22 protein-coding genes are annotated in these 25,620 nt (G+C 66.2%); 17 read left to right on the top strand and 5 right to left on the bottom strand.

Annotated features, from left to right (window positions below; all coding sequences use genetic code 11):
• The first annotated feature begins 29 nt into the window (after nt 1-29).
• The 7 genes from FA85_RS06940 to FA85_RS06910 all read left to right on the top strand — a co-directional run bounded on the left by FA85_RS06940 (nt 30) and on the right by FA85_RS06910 (nt 7,193).
• Entirely contained in the window at nt 30-1,382 is a 1,353-nt protein-coding gene (locus FA85_RS06940; protein WP_036110383.1) for a carbohydrate porin, read from the top strand.
• Between the two features lie 46 nt (nt 1,383-1,428).
• Nucleotides 1,429-2,355, top strand: a complete 927-nt coding sequence (locus FA85_RS06935; RefSeq protein WP_197056496.1) for a LysR substrate-binding domain-containing protein — start codon at nt 1,429-1,431, stop codon at nt 2,353-2,355.
• Nucleotides 2,356-2,492: 137 nt separating this feature from the next.
• Nucleotides 2,493-3,575, top strand: a complete 1,083-nt coding sequence (locus tag FA85_RS06930; protein WP_036110386.1) for a 4-oxalomesaconate tautomerase — start codon at nt 2,493-2,495, stop codon at nt 3,573-3,575.
• Between the two features lie 21 nt (nt 3,576-3,596).
• Nucleotides 3,597-4,319 (top strand): PIG-L deacetylase family protein, encoded by a 723-nt coding sequence (locus tag FA85_RS06925; RefSeq protein WP_275451268.1) that lies wholly within the window; start codon nt 3,597-3,599, stop codon nt 4,317-4,319.
• Nucleotides 4,316-5,008 carry a 4-carboxy-4-hydroxy-2-oxoadipate aldolase/oxaloacetate decarboxylase gene (locus FA85_RS06920; RefSeq protein ID WP_036110391.1) on the top strand — a complete coding sequence of 231 codons (693 nt, stop codon included), beginning with the start codon at nt 4,316-4,318 and terminating at the stop codon, nt 5,006-5,008. Before FA85_RS06925 ends, FA85_RS06920 begins: the two co-directional genes overlap by 4 nt.
• A complete protein-coding gene (locus tag FA85_RS06915) occupies nt 5,001-5,882 on the top strand; it encodes an amidohydrolase family protein (protein WP_197056495.1) in 882 nt (293 codons plus the stop codon). Before FA85_RS06920 ends, FA85_RS06915 begins: the two co-directional genes overlap by 8 nt.
• Nucleotides 5,883-5,900: 18 nt before the next feature.
• Nucleotides 5,901-7,193 carry a dicarboxylate/amino acid:cation symporter gene (locus FA85_RS06910; RefSeq protein ID WP_051943313.1) on the top strand — a complete coding sequence of 431 codons (1,293 nt, stop codon included), beginning with the start codon at nt 5,901-5,903 and terminating at the stop codon, nt 7,191-7,193.
• Between the two features lie 94 nt (nt 7,194-7,287).
• On the opposite strand, the gene dusB is transcribed toward FA85_RS06910, so the two are convergent.
• Nucleotides 7,288-8,274 carry a tRNA dihydrouridine synthase DusB gene (gene dusB / locus FA85_RS06905; RefSeq protein ID WP_036110392.1) on the bottom strand — a complete coding sequence of 329 codons (987 nt, stop codon included), beginning with the start codon at nt 8,272-8,274 and terminating at the stop codon, nt 7,288-7,290.
• 151 nt (nt 8,275-8,425) lie between these two features.
• Here dusB and FA85_RS06900 point away from each other — a divergent pair, with 151 nt between their 5' ends.
• Nucleotides 8,426-8,626 carry a hypothetical protein gene (locus FA85_RS06900; protein ID WP_036110401.1) on the top strand — a complete coding sequence of 67 codons (201 nt, stop codon included), beginning with the start codon at nt 8,426-8,428 and terminating at the stop codon, nt 8,624-8,626.
• 118 nt (nt 8,627-8,744) lie between these two features.
• Entirely contained in the window at nt 8,745-9,971 is a 1,227-nt protein-coding gene (locus FA85_RS20800) for a GGDEF domain-containing protein (protein ID WP_051974345.1), read from the top strand.
• A gap of 7 nt (nt 9,972-9,978) precedes the next feature.
• Here the strand turns inward: FA85_RS20800 and FA85_RS06890 are convergent, their stop codons facing one another.
• The gene (locus FA85_RS06890; RefSeq protein WP_036110404.1) at nt 9,979-10,233 is read right to left on the bottom strand and encodes a CsbD family protein; all 255 of its coding nucleotides are present in this window, start codon (nt 10,231-10,233) and stop codon (nt 9,979-9,981) included.
• 155 nt (nt 10,234-10,388) lie between these two features.
• On the opposite strand from FA85_RS06890, the gene FA85_RS06885 reads away from it, so the two are divergent.
• The 5 genes from FA85_RS06885 to FA85_RS06865 are packed head-to-tail and all read left to right on the top strand — an operon-like array spanning nt 10,389 to nt 16,703.
• Nucleotides 10,389-12,992, top strand: coding sequence for a glycoside hydrolase family 31 protein (locus FA85_RS06885; protein WP_051943317.1), 2,604 nt, complete (start codon nt 10,389-10,391; stop codon nt 12,990-12,992).
• A gap of 3 nt (nt 12,993-12,995) precedes the next feature.
• Complete coding sequence (locus FA85_RS06880; RefSeq protein WP_036110407.1) at nt 12,996-13,907, top strand: glycine betaine ABC transporter substrate-binding protein; 912 nt, start codon at nt 12,996-12,998, stop codon at nt 13,905-13,907.
• Nucleotides 13,904-15,067 (top strand): ABC transporter permease, encoded by a 1,164-nt coding sequence (locus FA85_RS06875; protein ID WP_036110410.1) that lies wholly within the window; start codon nt 13,904-13,906, stop codon nt 15,065-15,067. Before FA85_RS06880 ends, FA85_RS06875 begins: the two co-directional genes overlap by 4 nt.
• Entirely contained in the window at nt 15,064-15,993 is a 930-nt protein-coding gene (locus FA85_RS06870; protein ID WP_036110412.1) for an ABC transporter ATP-binding protein, read from the top strand. Before FA85_RS06875 ends, FA85_RS06870 begins: the two co-directional genes overlap by 4 nt.
• Nucleotides 15,990-16,703 (top strand): ABC transporter permease, encoded by a 714-nt coding sequence (locus tag FA85_RS06865; protein WP_036110421.1) that lies wholly within the window; start codon nt 15,990-15,992, stop codon nt 16,701-16,703. The genes FA85_RS06870 and FA85_RS06865 overlap by 4 nt, the downstream gene beginning before the upstream one ends.
• 23 nt (nt 16,704-16,726) lie before the next feature.
• Here the strand turns inward: FA85_RS06865 and FA85_RS06860 are convergent, their stop codons facing one another.
• Complete coding sequence (locus tag FA85_RS06860) at nt 16,727-18,778, bottom strand: M13 family metallopeptidase (protein WP_036110423.1); 2,052 nt, start codon at nt 18,776-18,778, stop codon at nt 16,727-16,729.
• A gap of 180 nt (nt 18,779-18,958) precedes the next feature.
• Between FA85_RS06860 and FA85_RS06855 the strand changes: the two genes are divergently transcribed.
• From FA85_RS06855 to FA85_RS06845, 3 genes are all read left to right on the top strand, one after another.
• Nucleotides 18,959-19,735: an iron-containing redox enzyme family protein gene (locus tag FA85_RS06855; protein ID WP_036110428.1), complete on the top strand. Its 777-nt coding sequence runs from the start codon at nt 18,959-18,961 to the stop codon at nt 19,733-19,735.
• 58 nt (nt 19,736-19,793) lie between these two features.
• A complete protein-coding gene (locus FA85_RS06850; RefSeq protein WP_036110432.1) occupies nt 19,794-22,535 on the top strand; it encodes a putative bifunctional diguanylate cyclase/phosphodiesterase in 2,742 nt (913 codons plus the stop codon).
• A gap of 118 nt (nt 22,536-22,653) precedes the next feature.
• Entirely contained in the window at nt 22,654-23,328 is a 675-nt protein-coding gene (locus FA85_RS06845; protein ID WP_036110435.1) for an HAD family hydrolase, read from the top strand.
• Between the two features lie 22 nt (nt 23,329-23,350).
• On the opposite strand, the gene FA85_RS06840 is transcribed toward FA85_RS06845, so the two are convergent.
• Together FA85_RS06840 and FA85_RS06835 are read right to left on the bottom strand one after the other, a co-directional pair.
• The gene (locus FA85_RS06840; RefSeq protein ID WP_036110437.1) at nt 23,351-23,719 is read right to left on the bottom strand and encodes a YraN family protein; all 369 of its coding nucleotides are present in this window, start codon (nt 23,717-23,719) and stop codon (nt 23,351-23,353) included.
• Nucleotides 23,720-23,748: 29 nt separating this feature from the next.
• Nucleotides 23,749-25,551 carry a penicillin-binding protein activator gene (locus FA85_RS06835; protein WP_036110440.1) on the bottom strand — a complete coding sequence of 601 codons (1,803 nt, stop codon included), beginning with the start codon at nt 25,549-25,551 and terminating at the stop codon, nt 23,749-23,751.
• Nucleotides 25,552-25,620: the final 69 nt, after the last annotated feature.

The following is a 25,620-nucleotide window of genomic DNA, read 5'->3' as shown; positions in this document are numbered from 1 at the left end:
TCCCGGCTGTCTGAAGGGGGTCTGCGCTCATGACGTTCCACCGCATCGCCACCGTCCTGCTCGCTATCGTTGCCACGGGCGTCGTGGACGCGCAGGCGACAACCGGTAGACCGGAGCCGGGGCAGACGGCGCCGGCAACGGCGAAGGACACCCGAGGTCCCGTCGACAAACTTCGCGACCAGGGTGTCTCGCTGCGTTTTGTCTGGGACAACGACTGGTTGGCCAGCGTGCGCGGTGGCGAGCGGCTCGGCGCAACCAACGGCGGCGGCGTGGTGGGCGGTGCCGATCTCGACATGGCCAGGCTGGCGGGGATCGCAGGCGCCAAAGTGCATGTCACCTTCACCCGTTACTACGGGCACAGCCTTGCCGCCGAGGATATCGGCGTGATTCAGAAGGTTCAGGGCTACTGGTATCCGAAGCGCCAATGGCAGCTGGCAACCCTGACATGGGAGCAACAGTTCGCAGGCAGCCACCTCAACGTGCTCGCCGGACGGATGAACGCGACCTGGCAGTTCGCGCGGTCGACGTATGGCTGTCGCTTCGTCTCGGCACCGGACTGCCCGTTCCAGCTGACCAATACGTCGGGTGGTTTCAGCGGTTTCCCGTACGTGAACTGGGGCGCCCGCGTTAAGTACCAGCCGGATGCGCGATATGTGTCGATCGGCGCGTTCGAGATCAACCCGGAGCGCAGGAACAACAACGGCCTCAACCTCGGCCTGAATGACTCCACCGGTGTGATGATCCCGGTCGAAACAGGCTACGAGACCAGCTTCGCCAACGATCCCTACCCGAGGCATCTGAAAATCGGCGGCTGGTACAACTCGGCGGACTTCACCGATCCGGAGCTGAATACCCAGGGGCAGCATCGCGCACTGTCGGGTGGCACGGCGCGAACCTACGACGGTGGCCGCTACGGACTTTACGTGCTCGCGGACAAAGTGATCTGGAAGCCCGACCCGACGACCGATACTCGCCATCTCGCGATCTTCGGCTCACTGACCGGTCCGCTGGACAATGCGGAAAACTACACGCTGCAGTCGACATTCGGCGCGCTGTGGACTGGCCTTGCGGCCGGCCGTCCCAACGACTCGCTGGGATTCCAGGCGACGCTCTTCCGGTTCAGTCGCAAAGCGGTGGCCTACGAAGACGACCTCATCCACAGAAACAGCGGTACCGACGCGCGGTTCGATCGTAACGAATGGATGACCGAACTCAACTACAGCTACAAGCTCCTCCCGGTGGTGAGTCTGGTTCCCAATCTGCAGTACATCGTGCATCCGGACATTCTCGGCAACACCGCAGGCGTCAGGCGCGTTCCGGCGAATGCCATCGTTGTCGGACTTCGCGTGATGGTCAACCTGGGCGGCATCGGCAGCCCGTGAGGCAGCCTGCACGCATCTGCGCACATAATCGGGTCCTGATCACGACATGGCGCGCGAACCGACCGTGGACCTGAAACACCTGCAGAGCTTCATCCGCATCGTCGAATTCGGCAGCCTCACGCGTGCGGCCGCCACGCTCGACGTTTCACAGTCCCTGCTCAGTCGACAGGTCCGTCAGCTCGAGATCGAGCTGGGCACGCACCTGCTCGAGCGCAACGGACGCGGCGTCGTGGCCACCGATGCGGGGCGCGAACTGGTAGAACACGGTCGCGGCATCCTCCGTCAGGTGGAGGTCGCGCGCATGCAGCTCGGACAGGCTCGCGGCGTGTTCGGCGGCAAGATCGCCATCGGTCTGCCGCCCAGTGTGGGCAGCCTGCTCACCGTGGATCTGGTGATGCGTTTTCGTGAACGCTATCCCGCCGCGCAGATCAGCGTGGTGGAGGCACTGAGCGCCAGCCTGCTGGAATGGCTGCAGCTCGGCCGCCTCGATTGCGCCTTGCTGTACAACCCGTCGGTCAATGCGAACATGCGTTTCCGACATGTGCATTCCGAAGAGCTCTACCTGATCGGCAGCCGGAAAGACGGGCATTCGATGCCCGAGAATGTCCCCCTTGCCACGCTGGGTCAGTACCCGCTGATCATCCCTTCGCCGCTGCATTCCGTCCGTCAGCTGATCGAGGCGGACGCGGCGCGTTACGGCGTATCGCTGGACGTAAGGCTGGAAATCGACTCGGTGCGCTCGCTGCTCGATCTGGTCGAACGCGGGGTGGGCTACGGTGTGCTTTCGCGTAATGCGGTGCTTTCGCGGCGTGGGCCACATGACCTGCATGCCGTGCCGATCGTGATGCCCAATATCGTGACCCGGCTGGTGGTCGCGACACCCACGCAGCGACCGATGAGTCCGATCACGGAACGCGCGCTGCTGCTGGTCGACGAGCTGATAGCCGAAGGCAAGCTCGATCCTCCGACCTGATGCTGCAATGCACAATACGCAAGACTTGAGCGGTGATATGCGAATAACGCATATCAGATACGCAGGGCATCGCGTTGTTCACGGGGTCTCGCGGGACGACCATCGTCGCTGTTATTCCCGAACGGCGTCCTGCATCGATGGCTCACGAGATTCCCTGCTGGTACCTGCGCGGCGGCACGTCCAAGGGTCCGTTCTTCCTGGCCCGCGACCTCCCCGACAATAAGGCCACACGCGATACGGTCATTCTTGCGGTCATGGGCTCGCCCGATGAGCGCCAGATCGACGGTCTGGGCGGCGCCAGGACGCTGACCAGCAAGGCCGGCATTCTTTCGATTCCGGCCGACGGCGCCGCCGACCTCGACTTCCTGTTCGGTCAGGTCGGCATCGCCGACGCGCGCGTCGACACCACGCCCAACTGCGGCAACATGCTGGCAGCCGCATTGCCGGCCGCTATCGAAGCCGGGCTGATCGCTGCCGACGCGGGGACGACGACGCGCCGCGTGCGCACGGTGAACACCGGCGTCATCGCCGAAATCACCATCGTCACGCCCGACGGCGTCCCGATGTACGACGGTGACGCTCGTATCGATGGCGTGCCGCGCCCGGCCGCGCCGGTGACCTGTCGCTTCCTCGATACGGAAGGCTCGCTCACCGGCAGCCTGCTGCCCACCGGCAACGTACGCGACACGGTGGACGGCATCGAGATGACCCTGATCGACAACGGCATGCCCGTCATGATCGTCGCGGCGGCCGATCTGGGCGTGCGCGGTGACGAGACTCCCGCCGAGCTCGACGCCAACGACGCGCTGAAGGCACGCATCGAGGCGCTGCGCCTGCAGGCCGCGCCGCTGATGAACCTCGGTGACGTCAGCTCGAAGCCGGTGCCCAAGATCACTCTCGTTTCGGTGCCTCGCGCCGGTGGAACGCTCGGCACGCGCACCTTCATCCCGCACGACTGCCACACGTCGATCGGCGTGCTGGGCGCGGTCACCGTCGCCACGGCCGCGGTGCTGCCGGGCTCGGTCGCGTTCGACCTGGCGACGCAGAGCGAAGGCGACACACGCACGCTCTCCATCGAACACCCCACCGGCGAATTCAGCGTCGAGGTCGGCCTCGAAGGTCACCGCGTCGTACGCGCCGCGCTACTTCGTACGGCCCGCCTGCTCATGCGCGGCACCGTTCCCGTCTCACCTTCGATCTGGCGCGGACCTGCCGCCTGATCCTTCCCCCTGGAGTCCATGATGTCCGACCAGAAGACCGCTCTCATCGTCAGTGCCCACTCCGCCGACTTCGTCTGGCGCGCCGGCGGCGCCATCGCGCTGCACGCCGCACAGGGGTGGAAAGTGCATATCGTCTGCCTGTCCTTCGGCGAGCGCGGCGAGTCCGCCAAGCTGTGGCGGCAGGCCGGTATGACGATGGAGAAGGTAAAGACCGACCGTCGCGCGGAAGCACAGGAAGCGGCCGATATACTCGGTGCCAGCGTCGAGTTCATGGACATCGGCGACTACCCGATGCGCGCCGATCTCGACGTCGTGTTCCATCTGGCCAAGGTTTACCGCGAACTGCGTCCGTCCTTCGTGCTCAGCCACTCGCTGAAAGATCCGTATAACTTTGACCACCCGCTGGCAACCCACATGGCGCAGGAGGCGCGCGTCGTCGCGCAGGCCCACGGCCATGAGCCGCAGGTGCCGGTGATCGGCGCGCCGCCCGTGTTTCTCTTCGAGCCGCATCAGCCGGAACAGTGCGAGTGGAAGCCCGAGCTGTTCCTGGACATCACCCCGGTGTGGGAAAAGAAAAAGGCCGCGTTCGAAACGATGCGCGCGCAAGAGCATCTGTGGGAGTACTACACCCGCGTCGGTCTGCAGCGCGGTGCCCAGGCGTCGCGTAATTCGGAGTTCAAGATCACCTACGCCGAAGCGTTCCAGCGCGTATTCCCGCACGTCACGCAAGGGACCCTGGCATGATCGGTATCGTCGTCCGCAATCGCCCGTCGATCACGAAGGAGCAGGCCGAATCGCTCGCTTCGATGGGCGTGGCCACCGTGCACGAAGCGCAGGGTCGTATCGGTCTGTTTCAGCCACCCATCGCGCCGATCCAGCGCGACGCGTCCATCGCCGGCTCCGCGGTCACCGTGCTCGCACAGCCTGGCGACAACTGGATGCTGCACGTGGCGGTGGAGCAGTGTCGCCCTGGCGACATCCTCGTCGTCGCCTGCACGACCGGGAACACCGATGGCATGTTCGGCGACCTGCTCGCCACGTCGCTGCAGGCGCGTGGGGTCGCCGGCCTGGTCATCGACGCCGGTGTGCGCGACAGTGCCGAGCTGCGTCGCATGGGTTTCCCCGTCTGGGCGCGCGCCGTGCATGCGCGCGGCACGGTCAAGGCCACGCTCGGCTCGGTCAACGTGCCGGTGGTCATCGGCGGTCAGCTGGTCAGCCCCGGTGACGCGATCGTCGCCGACGACGATGGTGTCGTCGTCGTCACCCATGCGACGGTGGAGAAAGCCATCGCGGCCTCGCGCAAGCGCGTGATGAACGAAGCATCGAAGCGCGAGCGTCTCGCCGCCGGCGAACTCGGGCTGGACATCTATGACATGCGACCGAAACTGGCCGAAGCCGGTCTGCGCTATGTGGACGATCTCCCGAATGAATGATCCCCTGAAATCCTGCCTTCCCCCCGATCCGAACCCGACCCGACCTGCGCAGGCGCTCCCTGCGGGGTCCTGCGACGCGCACTGCCACGTCTTCGGTCCGGCGAATCGTTTTCCGTACGCCGCGGACCGCAGCTACACCCCACCCGACGCACCGTACGAACACCTGGTCGCACTGCATGACTTTCTCGGTTTCGACCGTGGCGTCATCGTCCAGGCCAGCTGCCACGGCACCGACAATACCGCGATGCTCGACGCCATCGCGCGCGGCGAGGGTCGTTATCGTGGCGTCGCCATCGTCGATGACGGCATCGACGAGAAGGGTCTGGTGGCGCTTAACGACGGCGGCGTGCGCGGCGTGCGCTTCAACTTCGTCCAGCATCTCGGCGGCCGCCCGGACATGAAGGTGTTCTGGCGGGTCCTCGACCGCGTCGCGGAGATGGGCTGGCACGTGGTGCTGCACCTGGACGCGAACGACATCGTCGAGCTCCAGGACACCCTGTCGAAGATCCGTATTCCATTCGTCATCGACCACATGGGCCGCGTGCAGGCCGCCAGAGGCGTTGAGCAGGAACCGTTCCGCCTGCTGGTCGAGCTGATGCGCGACAATCCGCTGGCGTGGGTGAAGGTCTGCGGTGCCGAGCGCGTCTCCGTCGGCAAAAAGCCGTTCGACGACGCCATCCCGTTCGCCAGCACGCTGATCGAAACGGCACCGGACCGCGTGCTGTGGGGTACGGACTTCCCGCATCCGAACATCTCCAAAGACATGCCCAATGATGGCGGTCTGGTCGACCTGATGTTCCGTTTCTGCCCGGATGAAGACCTGCGCAAGCGGTTGCTCATCGACAATCCTGCGCGCCTGTACGACTTCGCCTGATCGAACGCCGAGAACTCCATGTCCGAGAGCACCGCAACGACCCTCCCGCCACCGAAGCCGCGCAAGCCTTTCTACCGGCAGCTGTACATACAGGTCCTCATCGCGGTCGTGATCGGCGTGGCGCTCGGTTACCTTTCCCCGGAGTACGCGCAGAAGATGAAGCCGCTGGGCGACGGCTTCATCGCCCTGATCAAGATGGTGATCGGTCCGATCATCTTCTGCACGGTGGTCACGGGCATCGCCGGCATGCGCGACATGCGCAAGGTGGGTCGTGTCGGCGGCAAGGCGTTGCTCTATTTCGAGATGATCTCGACGGTCGCCCTGTTTTTCGGCCTCGTCGCGGGCCATGTGTTTCATCCCGGCAGCAGCTTCAACGTCGATCCCTCCACGCTGAAGGCTTCAGAGGTCGGCAACTACGTCGCGCAGGGTCACAACATCGAGTCGGTCGACTTTCTGCTGTCGATCATTCCGACGACCTTCGTCAACGCGTTCGCGAAGGGCGATGTGCTCTCGATCCTGTTGATCTCGGTGCTGTTCGGCTGCGCGCTGGCGGCGATCGGTGAGCGCGGCAAGCCGGTGTACGACGTGATCGAGGCGGGTGCGCAGGTGTTCTTCAAGATCGTGCATTACATCACCGCGGTGTCGTCGATCGGTGCGTTCGGCGCGATGGCTTTCACCATCGGCAAGTACGGCGTCGTCTCGCTGGTCCCACTCATGGAGCTGATCGGAAGCTTCTATCTGGTCTGCGTGATCTTCGTCGTGCTGGTGCTGGGGCTCGTCGCGCGGATCGCGGGCTTCAGCATCATTCGTTTCTGCGCGTACATCCGCGACGAGCTGCTCATCGTTCTGGGCACGAGCTCGTCGGAAGTGGTGCTGGCGCCGCTGATGCGCAAGATGGAAGACCTCGGCTGCCCGAAGGAAACCGTGGGTCTGGTCGTGCCGACGGGCTATTCGTTCAACCTCGACGGCACCAACATCTACCTGACGATGGCGATCCTGTTCATCGCGCAGGCACTGAACATCGAGCTCACCATCCAGCAACAGATCACGGTGGCGATCGTGGGCATGCTGACGTCGAAGGGCGCGAGCGGCGTCGCAGGAGCCGCGCTGGTGATGCTGGCATCCACGCTGAGCGTCGTGCCGGTCGTGCCGGTTGCTGGCATGGTGTTGATCCTTGGCATTCACCGGTTCCTCGGCACGGGGCTGGCGATGACCAACCTCGTCGGCAATGGGGTGGCTGCGATTGTCGTGTGTGCGTGGGAGAAGGAGCTCGACCGGTCGAAGCTGCAGGCGGTGCTGAAGGCGGCGTAATCGGGTAGCCGCTTCGCGACACGTGGTCTGGCGGCATCCGCCGCCTCCGTCGTGTTGCTCGGCTGAGGCCGTGGGCAGGTTGGAACCCTGGACCTCAGGCGGCGAGCGAAACCCCAGCCGCCAGCGTATCGAAATACTCGCGTGTAAGGCGGAGCTGCGTGGCGGCGTCTTCGGCCTGATTGACGACGTGGCGGAAGGCCGCATTTTCCGGCCGGTCCTTCGCATACCAGCCCAGGTGCTTGCGCGCGATACGCACGCCCATCTTCTCGCCGTAGAAGGCGTACAGCTGTTCGAGATGCCCGGAGAGGATGTCGCGCACCTCGGTGGGCGTCGGCTCCGCGAGGAAGCCGCCGGTTTCGAGGTGGTGAGCGATCTCGCGGAAGATCCACGGGCGGCCCTGCGCGCCGCGTCCTACCATGATCGCGTCGGCGCCCGTGGCCGCGAGTACGTCGCGTGCCTTTTCCGGCGTCACCACATCGCCGTTGGCCATCACCGGAATGCGCACGCTCGCCTTCACGGCGGCGATAGTGGCGTACTCGGCGTCGCCTTCGTACTTGTCCGCGCGGGTGCGCCCGTGCACCGCGAGCGCCGCGATGCCCGCGTCTTCGGCGATCCTCGCGATGGTCAGCGCGTTGCGGTGCTCACGGTCCCAGCCGGTGCGGATCTTCAGCGTGACCGGGACGTCCACGGCCTTCACGACGGCCTGGAGGATGCGCGCGACGAGCGGTTCGTCCTGGAGCAGGGCGGAGCCGGCCCAGACGTTGCAGACCTTCTTCGCCGGACAGCCCATATTGATATCGACGATCTGGGCGCCGTTGTCGGCGTTGTACTTCGCGGCCTCGGCGAGCATGCCCGGGTCGTAGCCCGCGATCTGAACACTGACCGGCTCGGGTTCGCCGTCGTGGTCCATGCGGCGGAGCGACTTGGTGGTGTTCCAGAGGCGCGGGTCGGAGGCGGTCATCTCGGACACGGCGAGGCCGGCCCCCATGCGCTTGCACAGGAGACGGAACGGTTTGTCGGTCACGCCGGCCATGGGCGCGAGCACCACGCCGGGCGCGATGGAGTAGGGGCCGATGCGCATGCCGGCGATTTTAGCAAACCGTCGCGTCCTGCGGTTTTCACGCCCGCGGGCCATCTGGGCATCTTCGGCAAGGATCGCCCGGCGACCGTTCGGACTATTGTTCCGTCGCGCCAGACGGCCTAACGTCGGAGGTGACGACGGGGGAGCAGTCATGCGAATCAAGACGAGTGCGATCGCCATCGGCGCGGGGTTTCTGCTCGCCGTGGCCTGTGGCTGCGCCGGCGGTGCGGGACGCCCCTCGTTCGACAGCCTCGCGGCGCATCGTGCCGGCGACCCCGCCAGCACCGACCCCTGCGGTCCACGCCGGCCGATCGTGGGTATCTGCCGGATGCTGCGCCCCGTCCGGGGCTGAGCGGTCGGAGCAGGGCCGTCGGAGCCGGACCGTCAAGAAAGGCGGTCACCGGCCGTTATGCTTCCCATGACCGGCGCCGTTTCGCCGGTACGATGCCAACAGGGGCGTAAGCCAGACCATGGGGACCGGGGTGGAGCAGGACATCTGGGAGCGCAAATACCATCTCGCGCTGGAGCGGATGGAGCGCGACGAGCGCGATTTCCGCGATCTCGAAGAAGGCCTGCGCCGGCTCGCCGTCCGTCTGACCGCGCTGGCGCGGGGGCAGGGCACGGATGTCGACCGTCTGCTCGACCGGCTCAACGAGGCTCTGCGCGACTCACCGAATCCGGCCGTGCTGGACGCCTTGCTGGACTCGCTGACCGAAGCGGTGGCCGGCTTGGATCGCCTGCCGCCCGCCGTCAACGATGACGCCCCGGTGGCGACGCTCGTCGCTACGGAAGCATTGGCGGATGCGCCCGTTGCCGACGACATGGTCGAGTCGCTGCGCGCGGACATCGCCCGCCTGCAGGACCTGCTTGCCGCGGTGAGCGCGCGCCTGGGTGACATGACGCGATATCTTGCGGCGGAGCTCGACCACGGCGACGCCACCGACGGCAGCCGGCAGCTGGATGCCACCGTGCGCGAGGAGATGAAGGCGCTCGGCGAAAGCACGCTCGCCGCCACCGATCTGGGCACCTTGCAGGCGGAGGTCAACTCCCGCCTGTCCCTGATCGACAGCCACTTCAGGGAATACCGGGAGCGGGAGGACGCCCGCACGGCCGCCTATCGTGACCGTGCCGAGCGCATGCGCGACCGCGTGGCCGAACTGGAGACACAGACCACCTCGCTGCAGGATTCTCTCCGACGCGAGCACGTGCTGGCCGTCACCGACCCACTCACGGGCCTGCCCAACCGGCTGGCTTACGAGCGGCACATGGAAGGCATCGAGCAGGATGTGCGGAACACGGCTCGCGCCGTATGCGTGGCCGCCTTCGACATCGACCACTTCAAGACGATCAACGACAGCTTCGGCCACGCGGCAGGCGATGCCGTCCTGCGTATCGTCGGTCAGACATTTACGCGTGAGTTACCGGACGACGCTTTCGTCGCGCGCTACGGCGGGGAAGAGTTCGTCGTCGTGTTCGGCGGCGCGTCGCCGGAGCAGGCGAGACTGAAAGCCGAGGGCCTGTGCGCCATGGTGGCGCGGCTGGCGTTCCATGCGAGCGGCAAGCCCGTGACGGTCACCATGTCGGGCGGCATCACGCAATTCGGCCCGGAAGATACCCCTGCAAGGGCATTCGACCGGGCCGATCGCGCGCTTTATGCAGCGAAACGTCTGGGACGCAATCGCTGCGAAGTGGCGTGAAGCCGACTCAGTCGCGACGAGCCAGCAGCATGCCGACGAGGATACCGACGCCGAAGCCACTCAGGATCGCACCGAGCGGACGATGGGCGACCACGTCGCGGACGCTGTCGACGGCATCGCCGGCGGCTGCCTGCACGCGTCCGGCGGTCTCGCGGATCGCGCCTTCGCCTTCGAGCGAGTGATCGCCGACGAGGGCACCGGCGGCGCGCTGCACGCGTCCACCGACGGTATTGGCGGCGCCGCGGATCTGGTCTTCATTCATGGTTGTTTCCTCCCGTTGAGTTCGATGAGCCCAGAAGGTGCCTTGGCGTAAGTGCACGAAGCGGCAAGGCGCCGTCAATCGCATGCTTTCACCGGTTCCATGCCGCGACGCGTCATAATGGTCCACCTCCGGTTCGACAAGGGGTGCACCCACCCATGGAAGCGAAGTCAGACAGCCGACCCGAGGGCGGCGCCGCGGCGCGTCCCGAGGCCATCATCGAGCGTGGCGAGGTCCGCTTTACGGTCCTCACGCCGCGCCTGATCCGTATGGAATGGAGTGCCGACCGCCGGTTTCGCGATGGACGGACCCAGGTGGTCGTCCACCGCGCGCTCGACGCGCCGCCGTTCCAGATCGTCGAAGACGACGTGGCCATCCAGATCGAAACGGACCGGCTGCAGCTGCATTACGAGAAAGACAGCGGCCGCTTCGTCCCCGGCAACCTCCGGATCCGCGTCCGGCGTAAACCGGGCGACGAGGTCGAATGGCGTCCCGGCGATGTCCAGCAGGCCAACCTCGGCGGAACCTTCCGTACACTCGACCGCTACGACGGCGACACCTGGCAGGACGGCAGCAAGCTGCCGCTGGAAGAAGGGCTGATCGCGCGCGACGGCTGGCATGTGGTCGACGATACCGACGGTTTCGGCATCGATGACGAGGGCTGGGTGACCGGGCGTCCGTGCGGCGACCGCCAGGACCTCTACTTCTTCGGCTACGGGCACGACTACCCGGCGGCCCTGGCCGATTTTGCCGCCATCGCCGGGCCGCAACCGATTCCACCGCGGTTCGTCTTCGGCTACTGGTGGTCGCGCTACTGGAATTATTCCGATCAGGAACTGCGCATTCTCGGCGCCCGCTTCGTGAAGGAGCGCATCCCGCTCGACGTGCTCGTGCTAGACATGGACTGGCATACGACCCCGGGGCTGTCACTGCGTCCCGGTCACGAACACAAGGACGTTTTCGGTGAGCCGTCGGGCTGGACCGGCTATACCTTCAATCGCAGTCTGTTTCCCGATCCGGCGGCTTTCATGCGCTGGGCGCGTGGACAGAAGCTCCGCATAACGCTCAACCTGCATCCGGCTTCGGGCGTGCTGCCGCACGAAGAAAAATACGAGGCGATGGCCAAGGCTCTGTCCTGGGATACCTCGACCCGGGCGCCCATCCCGTTCGAGGGCACCTCCCGCACCTACATGCGCGCCTTGTTCGATACCGTGCTGGGCCCGCTGGAGCGCGAGGGCGTCGACTTCTGGTGGCTCGACTGGCAGCAGTGGCCGGAGTCGAAGGCGCATCCGGGTCTGTCGAACACGTGGTGGCTCAACCATGCGTTCTTCACCGAGATGCAGCGTCAGGGCGATCGTCGCGGCCTGATCTATCACCGCTGGGGCGGGCTCGGTAACCATCGCTATCCGATCGGTTTTTCCGGCGACAGCGTGATCTCGTGGACGTCGCTGGCCTACCAGCCGCACTTCACCGCGATGGCGTCCAACGTGTTGTATGGCTACTGGAGCCACGACATCGGCGGGCATACCTTCCACAAACACATCCCGCGACCGGAGCGGCATCTGGAGCCGGAGTTGTACGCGCGCTGGATGCAGCTGGGCGTCTTCAGCCCTGTGTTGCGGACGCACTCCGCAAAGGAAGCCAGTCTGCACAAGGAGCCCTGGCATTTCGGGCCACCTTACGGGGACGCGATCTTCGCGGCGATCCGCCTGCGTTATCAGCTCGCGCCGTATATCTACGCTGCCGCGCGACACGCTTACGATACGGGCCTGTCCATCGTGCGGCCGATGTACTACCACTGGCCCGAATGCGACGAAGCCTACGCGTATCCGTCGCAGTACATGTTCGGTAACGATCTTCTGGTCGCCCCGGTGACCGTGCCGGTCGGTGCGGACGGTACGGCGTCGTTCCCGGTCTGGCTGCCGCCCGGTCTGTGGTACAGCCGCGATGGCGCCGAGTCGTTCGAAGGAGGGCGGGTGCTGGAACGCTCTTACACGCTCGAGGAGATACCCATCTTCGTGCGCCCGGGCAGCGTGGTCCCGCTTTATCCGGAAGGCATGCGGGATCTGGCCAACGTCCCCGACGAACTCATTCTTCAGGTCTTTCCGGGCGACGAAGGCTCGACGGAACTCTACGACGACGACGGCGAGAGCCAGGGCTATCAGCGAGGTGAATGCTCCCGCATCCGCGTGCGCAGCCGACGGGGCGACCGTGCCCATCGAGTGCACATCGACCGCAGTGAGGGAACCTTCGATGGCAAGCACGCGATGCGCTCCTACATCGTCCAGTTCCTCGACGCCGGAATTCCTGAGAGCGTCGAGGTCAACGGCGAGGCACTGCCTTATAGCGCGGAGCCGAAGCCCGGTACATGGTTGTTCGATACCGCATGGCTGTGCATTCGCGTCGATCTCGGTCCGGTGAGCATGGACGAGGCTCACGATATCGTCGCGCGTTTCCTGCCCGAGCACACGCCGCCACCAGGACTGCTGCATCGCATGCGGCGCGCGGAAGAGGCCGTGCTTTATCTCAAGCAGGTCTGGGGCGATATCTCCGCGCTTCCCGACGAGGTCGACCTCGCGGGGCAGGCGGCGCGCGTACTCGCCTACGCCGTCGATCAGGGGGGCGACGCAGGCCGGGGCGACCGTTTCATGGACGGCGTGCGCGCCTTCGAGGCACGATTCATCGCGCTCCCTGAAAGCGTCAACGCCACGCCCATCGACGAAGCGCTGAAGCGCGGCTTCGTTGACGTGCTCGGGCGCTGACGCTTGCGTCGCCGTCTCGGCCTCCTGCTCGTCGTCCTCGCCGCTTTTGCCTTTGCGGTGCAGGCGCAGGACGCGGTGCGCGTGGGCTCCAAGGCGGACAATGAGGGCGCCCTGCTGGGCCAGATCGTGCTGCAGGTGCTGAAGCACGCGGGCATCCCCGTCGTCGATCGCACGCAGCTGGGTCCGACGTCCATCGTGCGCAGGGCGCTCATGAACGGCGATCTGGACGTCTATCCGGAATACACGGGTAACGCCGCCTTTTTCTTCCACAGGGAAAGCGATCCGGCGTTTCGCGATGCGGACAAGGCATGGGCGCTGGCCGCCTCGCTCGATGGAGCGGCCAACCATCTGGTCTGGTTGCGTCCCGCCCCCGCGGACAACCACTGGGCGATAGGCGTCCGTCCCGATGTCGCCCGGCGGCACCGACTGCGTACGCTGGACGATTTTTCACGCTGGGTGCGTGCGGGTGGCGACGTCTACCTGGCAGGCTCGGCCGAGTTCGTCGAGAGCGACGCGGCGCTGCCCGCGTTTCAGTCCGCTTACGGATTCGCGCTGCGCGGCGATCAGCTGCTGGTGCTTGCGGGCGGCGATACGTCGGCGACGATCAAGGCCGCGGCCGAGGGCACCTCCGGCGTCAACGCCACCATGGTGTATTCGACCGACGGCGCGCTCGCGGTGACGGGCCTGGTGGTGCTCGACGACCCGAAGCACGTCGAGATGGTTTACCAGCCGGCCGCCGTGGTGCGCGACGCCGTGCTGCGTCGTTATCCGGGCATGCGCGGGTCGCTCGAAGCGGCGTTCAGGCCGCTCACCGTGGACGTACTTCGCCAGCTCAACGCACGCACGCAGATCGATGGGGAGGACGCTTCCGTCGTCGCCGCGGATTACCTTCGCAAGCAGGGGATGCTGCCTTGAGCCAAGGTGGACTTCCGAAGGACGCACGGCGTGTCGCCGACGACTCCCCGCTTCCGGTGATCGTCCTGACCGCTTTCGGTCTTCTCGCGACGCTCTTCGGCGCTTTCCTGCGCATCGCGCCGAATCGGCTTCTCAGCGGCCACGCGTACAGTCCGCATGCATGGGTGCTGGCGGCGATCTGGGGCATCGCGCTGGTCGGCGCGATCGTACGGTGGCCGGGCCGGCGGATCGTAGTCGGCCTACTCGCCTGGCTGGCGATGACGGGGCTTCCGCTGTTAGCGGGCATCGATGCCCACGCGTGGCTGATGCGCGCCGCGGCGAGCACACGCGTCCAGCTCGGTGCCGGCTTCTGGTTGGCGTGGCTGGCGGCCGCGCTGCTACTGCTGGATCGGTTGCGGCCGGCGCGTCGCGTGGTACAGGTCGTCGCGTGGTTCGCTGCGCTGGTCGCCATCGCGATCATGGCGGCCGCCGGTGCACTCGACGGTCTCGCGCTTGTCCGTGAGTACGCTGCGCAACGCGCCCCGTTCGCCGATGCCTTGCTTACCCATGTCGCGATCGCCGTCGTCACGCTGGCCGTCGCCTTGCTGATCGGTGCGCCGCTCGGAGGATGGGCCTGGCGCGCGAAGCGCGGAGGCGGCGCACTGGTCGGGCTGCTGACCTTCCTGCAGACCGTGCCTTCGCTGGCGCCGTTCGCGTTGTTGATCGGTCCCTTCGCGTGGCTGGCGAACGCATGGCCGGCGCTGGGTGCGATCGGCTTCGGCGGTACGGGCGCGGCGCCCGCCGTCTTCGCTCTCGTTCTGTATGCGCTGCTTCCCGTGGTCCGCTACACGGTCGCCGGACTCGACGCGGTGGCACCAGAGGCGCTGGAGGCCGCGCATGGCCTTGGCATGAGCCGCTGGCAGGTGCTGGCGCGCGTGCAGTTGCCGCTGGGCTGGCCCGTACTGCTCGCCGGCCTGCGCATCGTCGCGGTGCAGACGATCGGGCTGGCGGCCGTCGCCGCGCTCATCGGCGCGGGCGGCCTGGGCCGTTTCGTCTTCCTCGGCATCGGCCAGGGTGCCACGGACATGGTGTTGCTCGGTACGCTCGCGATCATCGGTCTTGCACTGGCGGCCGATGTTCTTTTTCAGGGTCTGCTCGCGTTGACGGAGACTCCCGCATGATCGAGTTCGATCGCGTCCACAAACGTTACGGCGAGCACGTCGTCATCGATGACCTCTCCCTGCGCATCGAGGATGGCGAATTCTTCGTCTTGGTCGGCCCGTCGGGATCGGGCAAATCCACGCTGCTGCGCACGGTCAACCGGCTCGAACCGGTCGATCGCGGCACCGTGCACGTCGACGGTGAAGACGTGGCGACGCGCGACGTCGAGGCCCTGCGTCGGGGGATCGGCTACGCGATTCAGTCGGTCGGTCTGTTTCCACATCGTACGGTGGCCGAGAATATCGCCACGGTGCCGCGTCTCCTCGGATGGGCCGACGCGGCGATCCGTGCGCGCGTGGCCGAGCTGATCGAACTGCTGCGACTCGACGAGCCCGGAATCGCGGATCGCTATCCGGCCACGTTATCCGGCGGACAGCAGCAGCGTGTCGGTGTGGCGCGCGCGTTGGCGGCGCGGCCGCGCATCGTGCTGATGGACGAACCGTTCGGCGCACTCGATCCGCTGACGCGCGAGTCGCTGCAGCAAAGTCTCAAGACCATTCAGCGCGACAGCGGTACGACGATCCTGTTCGTCACCCACGATATGGACGAGGCCTTCAGCCTTGGCGATCGCGTGGCGCTGATGCTCGACGGCAAGATCGCGCAGGTCGGCACACCGCTCCAGCTCATCCGCGAGCCCGCCGACCAACGCGTGCACGAATTCGTGGGCGGTACGCGCACCCGCCTGCGCGAACTGGCCGTGCGTTCGGTGCGCGAAAGCGCGCGTCCCGGCGAGCAGGCCGACGGTGATGCACTCGATATCGCCGCCTCGTTGCAGGACGCACTGGCGTCGATGCTCGCGCAGGGGCGCGACCGCTTACCGGTGGAAGAGCATGGGCGGCCCTTCGGCGTCATTCGCCTCGTCGATCTGGTGGCGCCGCGGCCGTGAGAGCGATCCTTCCCGCCGTGGCGCTGCTGGCCTTACTGCTGGTGCTGCCGTTTTCCGCGCCCGTTTTCCATGCCGGGTGGCCGGTGCTGAGCCACCCCCTGTACACGCGCACCTCGTTCCTCACGTTGACGGCCGCACATCTTTCGCTGGTGTTCGTCGCTACCCTGGTGGCGGTCGCCGTGGGCCTGTCACTCGGAGTGCTGGCGACACGTCCCGGCGGGCGCTCACTGTTGCCGACGGTGCGCGCGGTAGCCGTGATCGGGCAGACGTTTCCACCCGTGGCCGTGCTGGCCATCGCCGTCCCCTTGCTCGGCTTCGGCGCCGCGCCGACCCTGCTTGCGCTGGCGCTGTACGGGGTCCTTCCGGTGCTGGGCCAGACGATCGCGGGGCTCGACAACGTGCCGGCCGCGGCGCTGCATGCGGCGGACGGCATGGGCTACGGACGCTGGCGCCGCTTGTGGGAAGTGGAGTTGCCGCTCGCCGCGGGCCCGATCATGGGTGGCGTGCGTCTATCGGCCATTGTCGGTGTGGGCACGGCGACGATCGGGTCGGCGGTCGGTGCGACGACGCTGGGTTCGCCTGTGGTGGAGGGGCTTGTGGGCAACAACACCGCGTATGTGATCCAGGGCGCGCTGCTGGTGGGGGCACTCGCGTTGACGATCGACGGAGCGCTGGGTGCCCTGGAGCGCCGGATCCGTCGGTTGCCTTGACGGATCCGGCGAGCCTTATCGCCTTACCAGATCTTCACCCGCTGCTTCGGGTCCAGATACAGCTTCTGCCCCGGTTTCGGCTGGAACGCGTCGTACCAGGGGTCGAGGTTACGCACCGTCTGCGCACGGAACTCACCCGGCGCATGACCGTCACCGATCACCTGGGCACGAAGCGCCGCGTCACGGGTCTTGGTCCGCCACGACTGCGCGAAGGCCAGGAAGAATCGCTGATCGCCGCTGAGGCCGTCGATGACCGGTGCGGGTTTACCACCCAGGCTTTCCTTGTATGCCGCATAGGCAATGGTCAGGCCTGAAAGGTCGGCGATGTTCTCACCCAGCGTCTGCTGGCCGTTGATATGCAGGCCCGGCAGCGGTTCGTACTGGTTGAACTGCTCGACGAGCCGCTGACCGGCATCCTTGAAATGCTTCTGGTCGGCATCGGTCCACCAGTTGGCCAGGCGTCCCTGTGCGTCGAACTCGGCGCCCGTGTTGTCGAAACTGTGGCTGATCTCGTGACCGATCACGGCGCCGATCGAACCGTAATTGGACGCGGGGTCGGCCTTCGGATCGAAGAACGGGGCTTCGAGAATGGCGGCGGGGAAGTTCAGCGAGTTCTGCAACGGCAGGTTGACCGCGTTGACCGTCTGCGGGGTCATCCACCACTCGGCACGATCCACCGGCTGGTGCAGCTTGGCGACCTGATGGCGGTACTCCGCCAGCGTGGCGCGCTGATGGTTGCCCAGCGCGTCGTCGGGACGAATCTCCAGCTTCGAATAATCGCGCCAGGTATCGGGGTAGCCGACGCCGACCTTGATCGTCGCGATCTTGGCCTTGGCCTTCTGTCGTGTGGCCGGCGACATCCATTCCAGCGTATCCACGCGGGCATCGAACGCCTTCAGGATGTTCTTCACCATGTCCTCGACCTCGGCACGCGAGGAAGCGGGGAAATAGCGTTTGACGTAGATCTGACCCACGGCATCGCCGAGATCGACATTGACCCGGCCCACGCCCCGCTTCCAGCGGTCCCGCTGTTTCGGTGTGCCGGTCAGCACCTTGCCGTAGAAGCCGAAGGCGAGGTCGTCATAGGCTTTCGGCAACAGGCCGGAGGCATTTTCGTTGATGGTGTGAAAGCGCAGCCAGGCCTTCCACGTGTCCAGCGGTTCACTGGCGACCAACGCCGCGAACTTCGTCACGGTGGCCGGCTGCCAGACGATGAAGGTCGGCTGGTCGTCGAGGCCTGCCGCCTTGAAATAGGCGTCCCAGTCGATACCTGGCGCCCGGGACGCGAACGCGCTGCGCGGCCAGGGATTGTTCGCCTTGTGGATGTCCTCGCTGTCGACGATGGATTCCTGGGCCTGTGCGATCTTCGTTTCCAGTGCGACGATGGCTTTCGCCTTGCCGGCGGCATCGGGCGTGCCGGCCTGCCGCAGCAGCGCTTCGACGTACGCGGCGTACTTCGCGCGGGCGTCCACCATGTCCTTGTCATTCTTCAGGTAGTAATCGCGGTTGGGCATGCCCAGTCCGCCCTGCAGCAGGTACGGCATGTTCTTCGAAGGATCCTCGAGGCCCTGCGCGACGAACAGGCCGAGCAGGTGGCCGGTGTCGAGGTTTGTCGCGTTGATCGGGTCGACGTCCGCACGCAACTGCGCTCCCAGCGCCGTCGACAGGGCGGCTTTATCCCCGATGGCGTCGATCGCACCGAGCGCGGGCTGCAACGGCGCCAGGCCGGCTTTCTCGATCGCCGCCTCGTCCATGTAGGCCTTGTAGTAGTCGGCGATCAGCCGCTGGTTGCTGCCGGCGGCAGGGCTGCCTTCGCCCGCGGCCTTGATCAGTTCCGCGTTGCGCTTCTCGGCCTTCTGGAAAACTTCGAGGAACACACCCGTGCTGGCGCGGTCGGCGGGAATGACCGCGGTTTTCTTCCATGCGCCGCTGGCATATCCGTCGAAGTCGTCACCGGGCTGTACCGCGTGGTCGATGCCTTTCAGGTCGATGCCCGACGGATCGGCCGCCAGGGCCGCCGAGGAGGCGAGTCCGCAGGAAATCGCGGTCGCAAGAATCCGGTGAATCGTAGCCATGGGGCGCGTCCATTGAAGAGGGGAGGCCACGATAGCCCATCGGTCATGGCCCCACGAAGGCTGCCGGGGGATATGCCCTAATGACTGTCCGGCCCCGCAACGGGGTCGGCATGGGTGGGCCGCGGGTCGCCCGGGCTCGCCCGGACCTTCAATTGGCAGCAGATCTTTAGGGAGATCTATATGAACGCACGTTTCGAACTCACCGGCTCGCAGACCAACATCGCCAGCTATCCGCTCTGGGCACAGGACATGGTGTCGTCCTGTGAGGATGCGCGGCGGCAGATCGTCAGCCATCCCATGTGGGATGCGATGAAGACGGCCACGCTCGACCCGGTGACCACGCGCAACTTCATGGTCGGTGTGTGGCCGGTCATCGAGCGGTTCCCGGGGTACATGTCGCACAGCCTGCTGAAGACCCGCTACGGCCGCAGCCCGGGCGACGACCTCGCCCGTCGCTGGCTGGTGCGGAACATCCGCGTGGAACAGAACCACGCCGAGTACTGGCTGAACTGGGCGGAGTCGGCGGGCGTGTCCCGCGAGGACGTCCTGACGGCGGAACCCCCGAAGGGCAGTCAGGCGCTGGCCAACTGGTGCGAGGAGGTCAGCCGCGACGACTCCCTGGCCGCCAGCATCGCCGCGACCAACTATGCGGTGGAGGGGGCGACCGGCGATTGGTCGCAGATTATCTATGACAGCCAGGCCTATGCGGAAAGCCTGCCGATTTCGGGCCGCAAAGCCGGCCTGCGTTGGCTTCAGCTTCACGCCGCGTATGACGATACCCATCCGTGGGAGGCGCTCGAAATCGTCTGCACCATCCTGGGCACCAATCCACCGGTGGATCAGATCGAGCACATCAAGGAATGTGTCCGTCGCAGCTATATCGGCATGAGCATCACGCTCGACCGGTGCATGGATGCCCCGGCTCTCGTCCGCACGTTGAACGAGGTTGCCGCGTAACTCGCATGTTGGGCATCTTCTGGCGCAATATCACGTAAGTACGAGATCCGAGGAAGCGATGCGTCGCGTTGAGACCATTCACCCACAACCGTTGTCGAGACGCCTCAGGCCGCTGGCCTATGCGCTCGTCGCTGTCGTGGGCCTCGTTCTCGCATTGACGTGGGTTGCCCTGCAGACCCAGGTGACTCTCGCCGGTTTTCTCAACGGCGAGAGTCTTTGGGCAAAGGCTCAGAAACAGGCCGTGATCGACCTCGACGAGTACGCGGCGCACGGCCGCCCCGGCGATCTTGCCGCTTACCGGCGCAATTTCGCCGTCCTGATGGCCGACCGCAGTTCCCGCGACGCCATCGCCAGCGGTCGCTACGAACAGGCGGCCGTCGAAGACGGATTTGCCCGCGGCGGGGTCATCCCCGAGGCCATTTCCGGCATGGTCTTCATCTTTCGTTACTTCGACGGCATGCCCTACGTCCGCGAAGCGATCGCCGAGTGGCGTTCGGTGGACGCCAGTCTTGCCGAAATCGACGAGATCGCCGGTCGCCTCGAGCATGCCTACGCGTCGGGCACACCGTCCCCGTCCCTGCTCGACGACGAGCGCGGCCGTATCGCTGCGCTCAACACTTACGTCGAGCCGCGCACCAAGGCGTTCTCCCTCTATATCGCCAACGGCGCCTCCTGGCTTGGCAAGGTGTTGTTCTTCACCGTGCTGGGCGTGGCCGCGCTGGCTTCGCTTCTCTGGTTGCGCATGGCTCAGCGCATCCTCGTCGGCATCCGCGGCACCGAGGAGCGTTACAGCCTCCTGTTCGACAGCGCCGCCGACGCCATTTTCATGGTGGACGAGGAAACCGGCAGGATCCTCGACGCCAACCACCGCGCCGCCGCGTGGGTGGGATGTCCGTCGGGCGAACTGATCGGCATCCAGCTGGCCAGCCTGTTCGTCGATGGCTCACCCCATGCCGGCGCCGGTATGCTGCGCAACGGCGACGGCAGCGTGCGTCCCGTGGAGACCCAGAGCAGCCTCGTGGTCTGGGGCTCACGCCAGGTTTCTCAGGCCATCGTGCGTGATATCTCCGATCGCGTAGCGATGGAGCAGGAGCGCAGAATCGCTTCCGAAGCGCTGGCCAGCATCGCCGAGGGCGTCATCATCGCCGACGCGGACCGCCGCGTGACCTCGGCGAACGCCGCGCACACCAAGCTCACCGGCATGCCCGTGCAGACGCTGCGACGCACGCGCTTCGACGCCACCCGCACGTTGCCCGACGGCCGTCCGTTGCCGCAGACCCTGTGGGACGATATCGCCGCCGGCGACAACTGGCTGGGCGAGGTGGAGAGCCGCCGTGCGGATGGCACGACGTATCCCGAGCTGATGAGCATCAGCACCATCCGCGACAGCGAAGGCCGGCCGCAGCACTACGTGGCCGTGGTCTCCGACATCACGGCACGCAAAGCCGACCGGCAGCGTCTGCAGCACATGGCGACCCACGATCCGCTGACCGGCCTGGTCACCCGCTCCGAGTTCGAGCGCCGCTGCGCGGAGGCCATCACCCGCGCGGCCCACGAACGCGGTGCGGTCGCGGTACTGTTCGTCGACCTCGATGCCTTCAAGGTCATCAACGACAGCTACAGCCATGCGACCGGCGACGCGCTGCTGATGCGCGTGGCCGAGCGCATTCGCGCCCAGCTGGCGCCGCACGACGTGGCAGGCCGCATCGGCGGCGACGAATTCACGGTGCTGATCGCCGACCTGCGTTCGCGCGAGGAGGCGCTCGCCGTCGCCGAGGCCGTCCTGGCGGCGTTGGCCAAGCCCTTCGACCTGGGCGATTACGAGCTGTTCGTCAGCGCGAGTATCGGCATCGCCGGTTACCCGCTGGACGGCAACGACGCGGTCACCCTGATCGCCAACGCTGACGCCGCGATGTACGTGGCCAAGACCGAAGAGCGCAATGCCTTGCGGCTCTACACGCCCAAGATGCACGCGGACGCGCGGCGCCGGCTCAAACTGGCTTCCGAGCTGCGCCAGGCATTGGTCCGCAAGGAGTTTACGCTGGCCTACCAGCCCAGTGTCGAGATGAAGACCGGCCGCATCGTGGCCGTCGAAGCGCTGATCCGCTGGCGCCATCCGGAACGCGGCAACGTGCCGCCGGATGAGTTCATCCCGATCGCCGAGAACCTCGGCCTGATCCGTCAGATCGATCAATGGGTGCTGGAAACCGCGTGCGCGCAGCTGAAACACTGGGATGACGCGAAACTGCCGCCGCTGCGCATGGCGGTGAATGTGTCGGCAAGTTCCTTCGGCCATCCGGACTTCCTGCCCGGTGTGAGCCAAGCGCTCCTCGATACGGGAATCGCGCCCCAGCGCCTGCTCATCGAACTGACCGAGAGCGCGATTCTGCGGCTGGGCGAAGACACCGAGCGCTCCATGCAGTCGTTGCACAGCCTTGGCGTCGGCGTGGCGATCGACGATTTCGGCACGGGGTATTCGTCGCTGGCCTACCTCAAGCTGCCGGCGGTCGCCTATCTGAAGATCGACCGCTCCTTCGTGACCGGCCTGCCGGCCAACGGCAACGATGTGGCGATTACGGAAGCCATGGTGGCGATCGCGCGCAGCCTCGACCTGCACACGATCGCCGAGGGCATCGAGACCGAAGCCCAGCACGAGTTCCTGTTGCGAGCGGGTTGCCAGGAAGGGCAGGGCTTCCTCTACTCACGCCCGCTGCCGCCTGACGAGATCGAGCGTTTGCTGGCACCGCACAAAGCCTCGGGAGCGAAGAGGCTTTCGCTGGTGCCGCCGCGTCGGGCCTGAGGGCCCGGCTTGCGCCATCGCGCTCACAAAAGCACACCAGGCCAATCGCACCGGCCGGCCTTCGAATCACAATGACCGTCCCCATATAGCGGACAACGTACCCGTGCAAGGATCTACCGTGTCCACCCACGATTCCCTCGTATTTCTCTTCGACGTCGACAACACCCTGATCGACAACGACCGTTTCGGCGCGGATCTCGCCGCGCGCCTCGAAGAACGTCTCGGGGCCGAAGGCCGCGATCGGTACAACGCGATCGACAAGGAGATCCGCAAGCAGGTCGGTTATGCGGACTACCTCGGTGCGCTGCAGCGCCTGCGCGGACAGGACAGCGACATGGCCTATATGGATCTGTCGTTCTTCCTGCTCGACTACCCCTTCGAGGCACGTCGTTTTCCCGGCGTGCTCGAAGCGATCGATCACCTGCGCACGATCGGTCGCCCGGTGATCATGTCCGACGGCGACACCGTGTTTCAGCCGCGCAAGATCCGCCGCGCGGGATTGTGGGAGGCGTTCCGCGAGGACGTGCTGATCTACATCCATAAAGAAGAGATGCTCGACGACATGCAGCGGCGCTATCCGGCCGATCACTACGTGATGGTGGACGACAAGCCGCGCATCCTTGTGGCGCTCAAGAAGCTGCTGGGCGACAAGGTCACCACGGTATTCGTCAGGCAGGGGCATTACGCGGCCGCGGCCGGCGCGGATCTCGAGGAGACGCCGCCGGATATGACGATCGACTCGGTGGCGGAGCTGGCGACGATGGGGCGTGAGGCGTTTCTCGCGACGGCCTGAGGCCGGTCCGGTCCACGATGCATCAGAGCTCGAAGGCGTTCGGAATCCACTCGATCCCGTCGCCCTCGAACGCCAGCACGTCGAACCGGCATGGCCTGCGCGCATCGTGCGGATGCCAGGCCAGCCAGAGATGCGCGGCGCTGATCAGCTTGCGTCGCTTGGCGGCCGTGACCGAGCCGACGGCGCCGCCGAACGCGGCGCTGCGCCGATAGCGTACCTCGACGAAAACGAGGGTCTCGCCGTCGCGCATGACGAGGTCGATCTCGCCGTGACGGCAGAGAAAGTTGGAGCGGACCAGCCGTAGTCCGCGCTCCCGCAGAAACGACAACGCCGCGCCTTCGAAACGGTCTCCGGTGGCGCGGCGCTCGGTGGTCTTCTTCGTCGTGGTCACGCGAACCTCCCTGTTCGCGCCGGTGGGAATCAGCCCCCGCCGCTTTCGACGTTCGGGGCCGTGGCCGGCGCTTCGAGTTCGAGGCTACCCGCGACCGGGCGGGCGACGCCGTCGGCGAAGCGCGCCCAGATGAGTACGCGACGGACGCGACCGAACTCATCCGCGACCAGCTGGCCGGTCGCGCCGGGCAGGTAGCTGCCCGGATGACCACGCATCCAGTCGATATAGGGCACCAGTCCCCAGGCATCCATGCCGAAGGCGAACAGGCGGGCGGTGACGCCGCGCGTCGCGGGCACGGCCGCATTCAGTTCGCTGCGACGGGCGAGGCCCGGCTGGGCGTCGAACAGCCACGGCGCGTCGCAGAACTCCACGCCTTCCAGGTCACGATCGGCGGCGGGGTCGTCGCTGCCGCCGTACACGTGCGAGGTCGCGAAGACGGGCAGGTTGTTCTTCGCCAGACGCAGCTGCGGGATCAGCAGACGCGCCTGCTGCGGTTTCATGCTGATGAAGACGCCGCTGGTGGCCGGATCCTGGCCAACCGGTTCGGACAACTGCGACGCGAAATCGATGCTGCCGGAGTCCAGCGTGATCTGGCCGGCCAGGGTGCCGCCACGCGCCTGCCACTCGGCGCGGAAGGCGTTGCCGGCGCGGCGTGCGAAATCGTCGGTGGAGACGATCGACGTAGCGGTCTTCATGCCGCGGTCGGCCATGTGGTCGGCTACCTGCGCGCCCTCGGTTTCAGGCAGCAGGCCGAACTCGTTGGCACCCGACGGCGGCAGGTTCTTGTTGTCGCTCGGGTAGTTCAGCGTGAGCATCGGTGCGGGCAGGGCGCCCTTGGCGAAGATGGCCGACACGCCTTCGCGATTGAGCGGGCCGACGACGAAGCGAGCGCCCTCGGCGACCGCCTTGTCGTAGGCGGCGACGGCATGCGCCGCATCGTTGCCCGAATCGTAGACCGCGACGTCCGGACGCGTCGCACCCGTGCGGCTCGCATCGACGTAATTGGTAAAGAAGCCGTCGCGGATGGCGGCGCCCGCACCGGCGAGCGGGCCACTGAGGGGCAGCAGCAGCGCGACCTTGGTCGGCACCTTATAGCCTTCGCGTACGCCCTTCTCGCCACTGACCGTACCGACGGCCTGATCGAGCACCGCCGGTGAGCGGTCGACGCTGCCGAGCTGGGACTGTGCTTCCGACACCCAGGGTTTCATCGGATCGTTCGCCGGCAATGCCGCGGCACGCTCGGCGAGGGGCTGGGTACCGAGGCCGGTGAGCAGGGTGAGGATCTGCTGGCGGTTCTGTTCCCGGTCGATGCCGTGCAGCTGGCCGTCGAGCTCGACACGGGTCTGCGCGGCGCTCCACGGATCGTTCGACGCGGCCTGAGCCCGTGCGCGCAATTCGGCCAGGCGTTGCGAGACCTGGGGCGAGACGTGCGACGACGGCTTGCCGGTCAGCGACAGGGCGGTCGTCGGGTCGTTGTTCTTCAGTGCGATCTCCGCGCGTAACGCATCGAAGCGCAGGGAGTCTTCGCCCTCGAGGCGCGAGCGGCGGATGTCCGTGACGACCGGTGCGGCGCGATCGAGGGCGCCTTCCTGGCGGTACGACTCGGCGGCCAGCAGCTTGTAATAGTCGCGGTGATCGCTGTCCTGCGCAGCCAGCGCAAGGTAAGCCTGAGCCGCCTGATCGAACTGTCCCTTGATGTAAAGGGCCTGCGCCGCCTGCGTCGCCTCGCCGGTGGGCGCGGTCGTACGTTGCTGGACGCCGCCCTGGGTCACGCAGCCGGCGAGGCCGGCGCAGAGCAGGAGGCCAAGGGTCGAGGCACGGATCGGTCGCATCGCAAATAATTCCTTGATAGGCACGTCGGCGCCCTCCGGCGCTGAAACGCTCGGATCATAGCCCATCGT

It is taken from the genome of Luteibacter mycovicinus, assembly GCF_000745235.1.
GTDB lineage: Bacteria > Pseudomonadota > Gammaproteobacteria > Xanthomonadales > Rhodanobacteraceae > Luteibacter > Luteibacter mycovicinus.
This window is presented reverse-complemented; position numbering and strand designations above follow the sequence as displayed.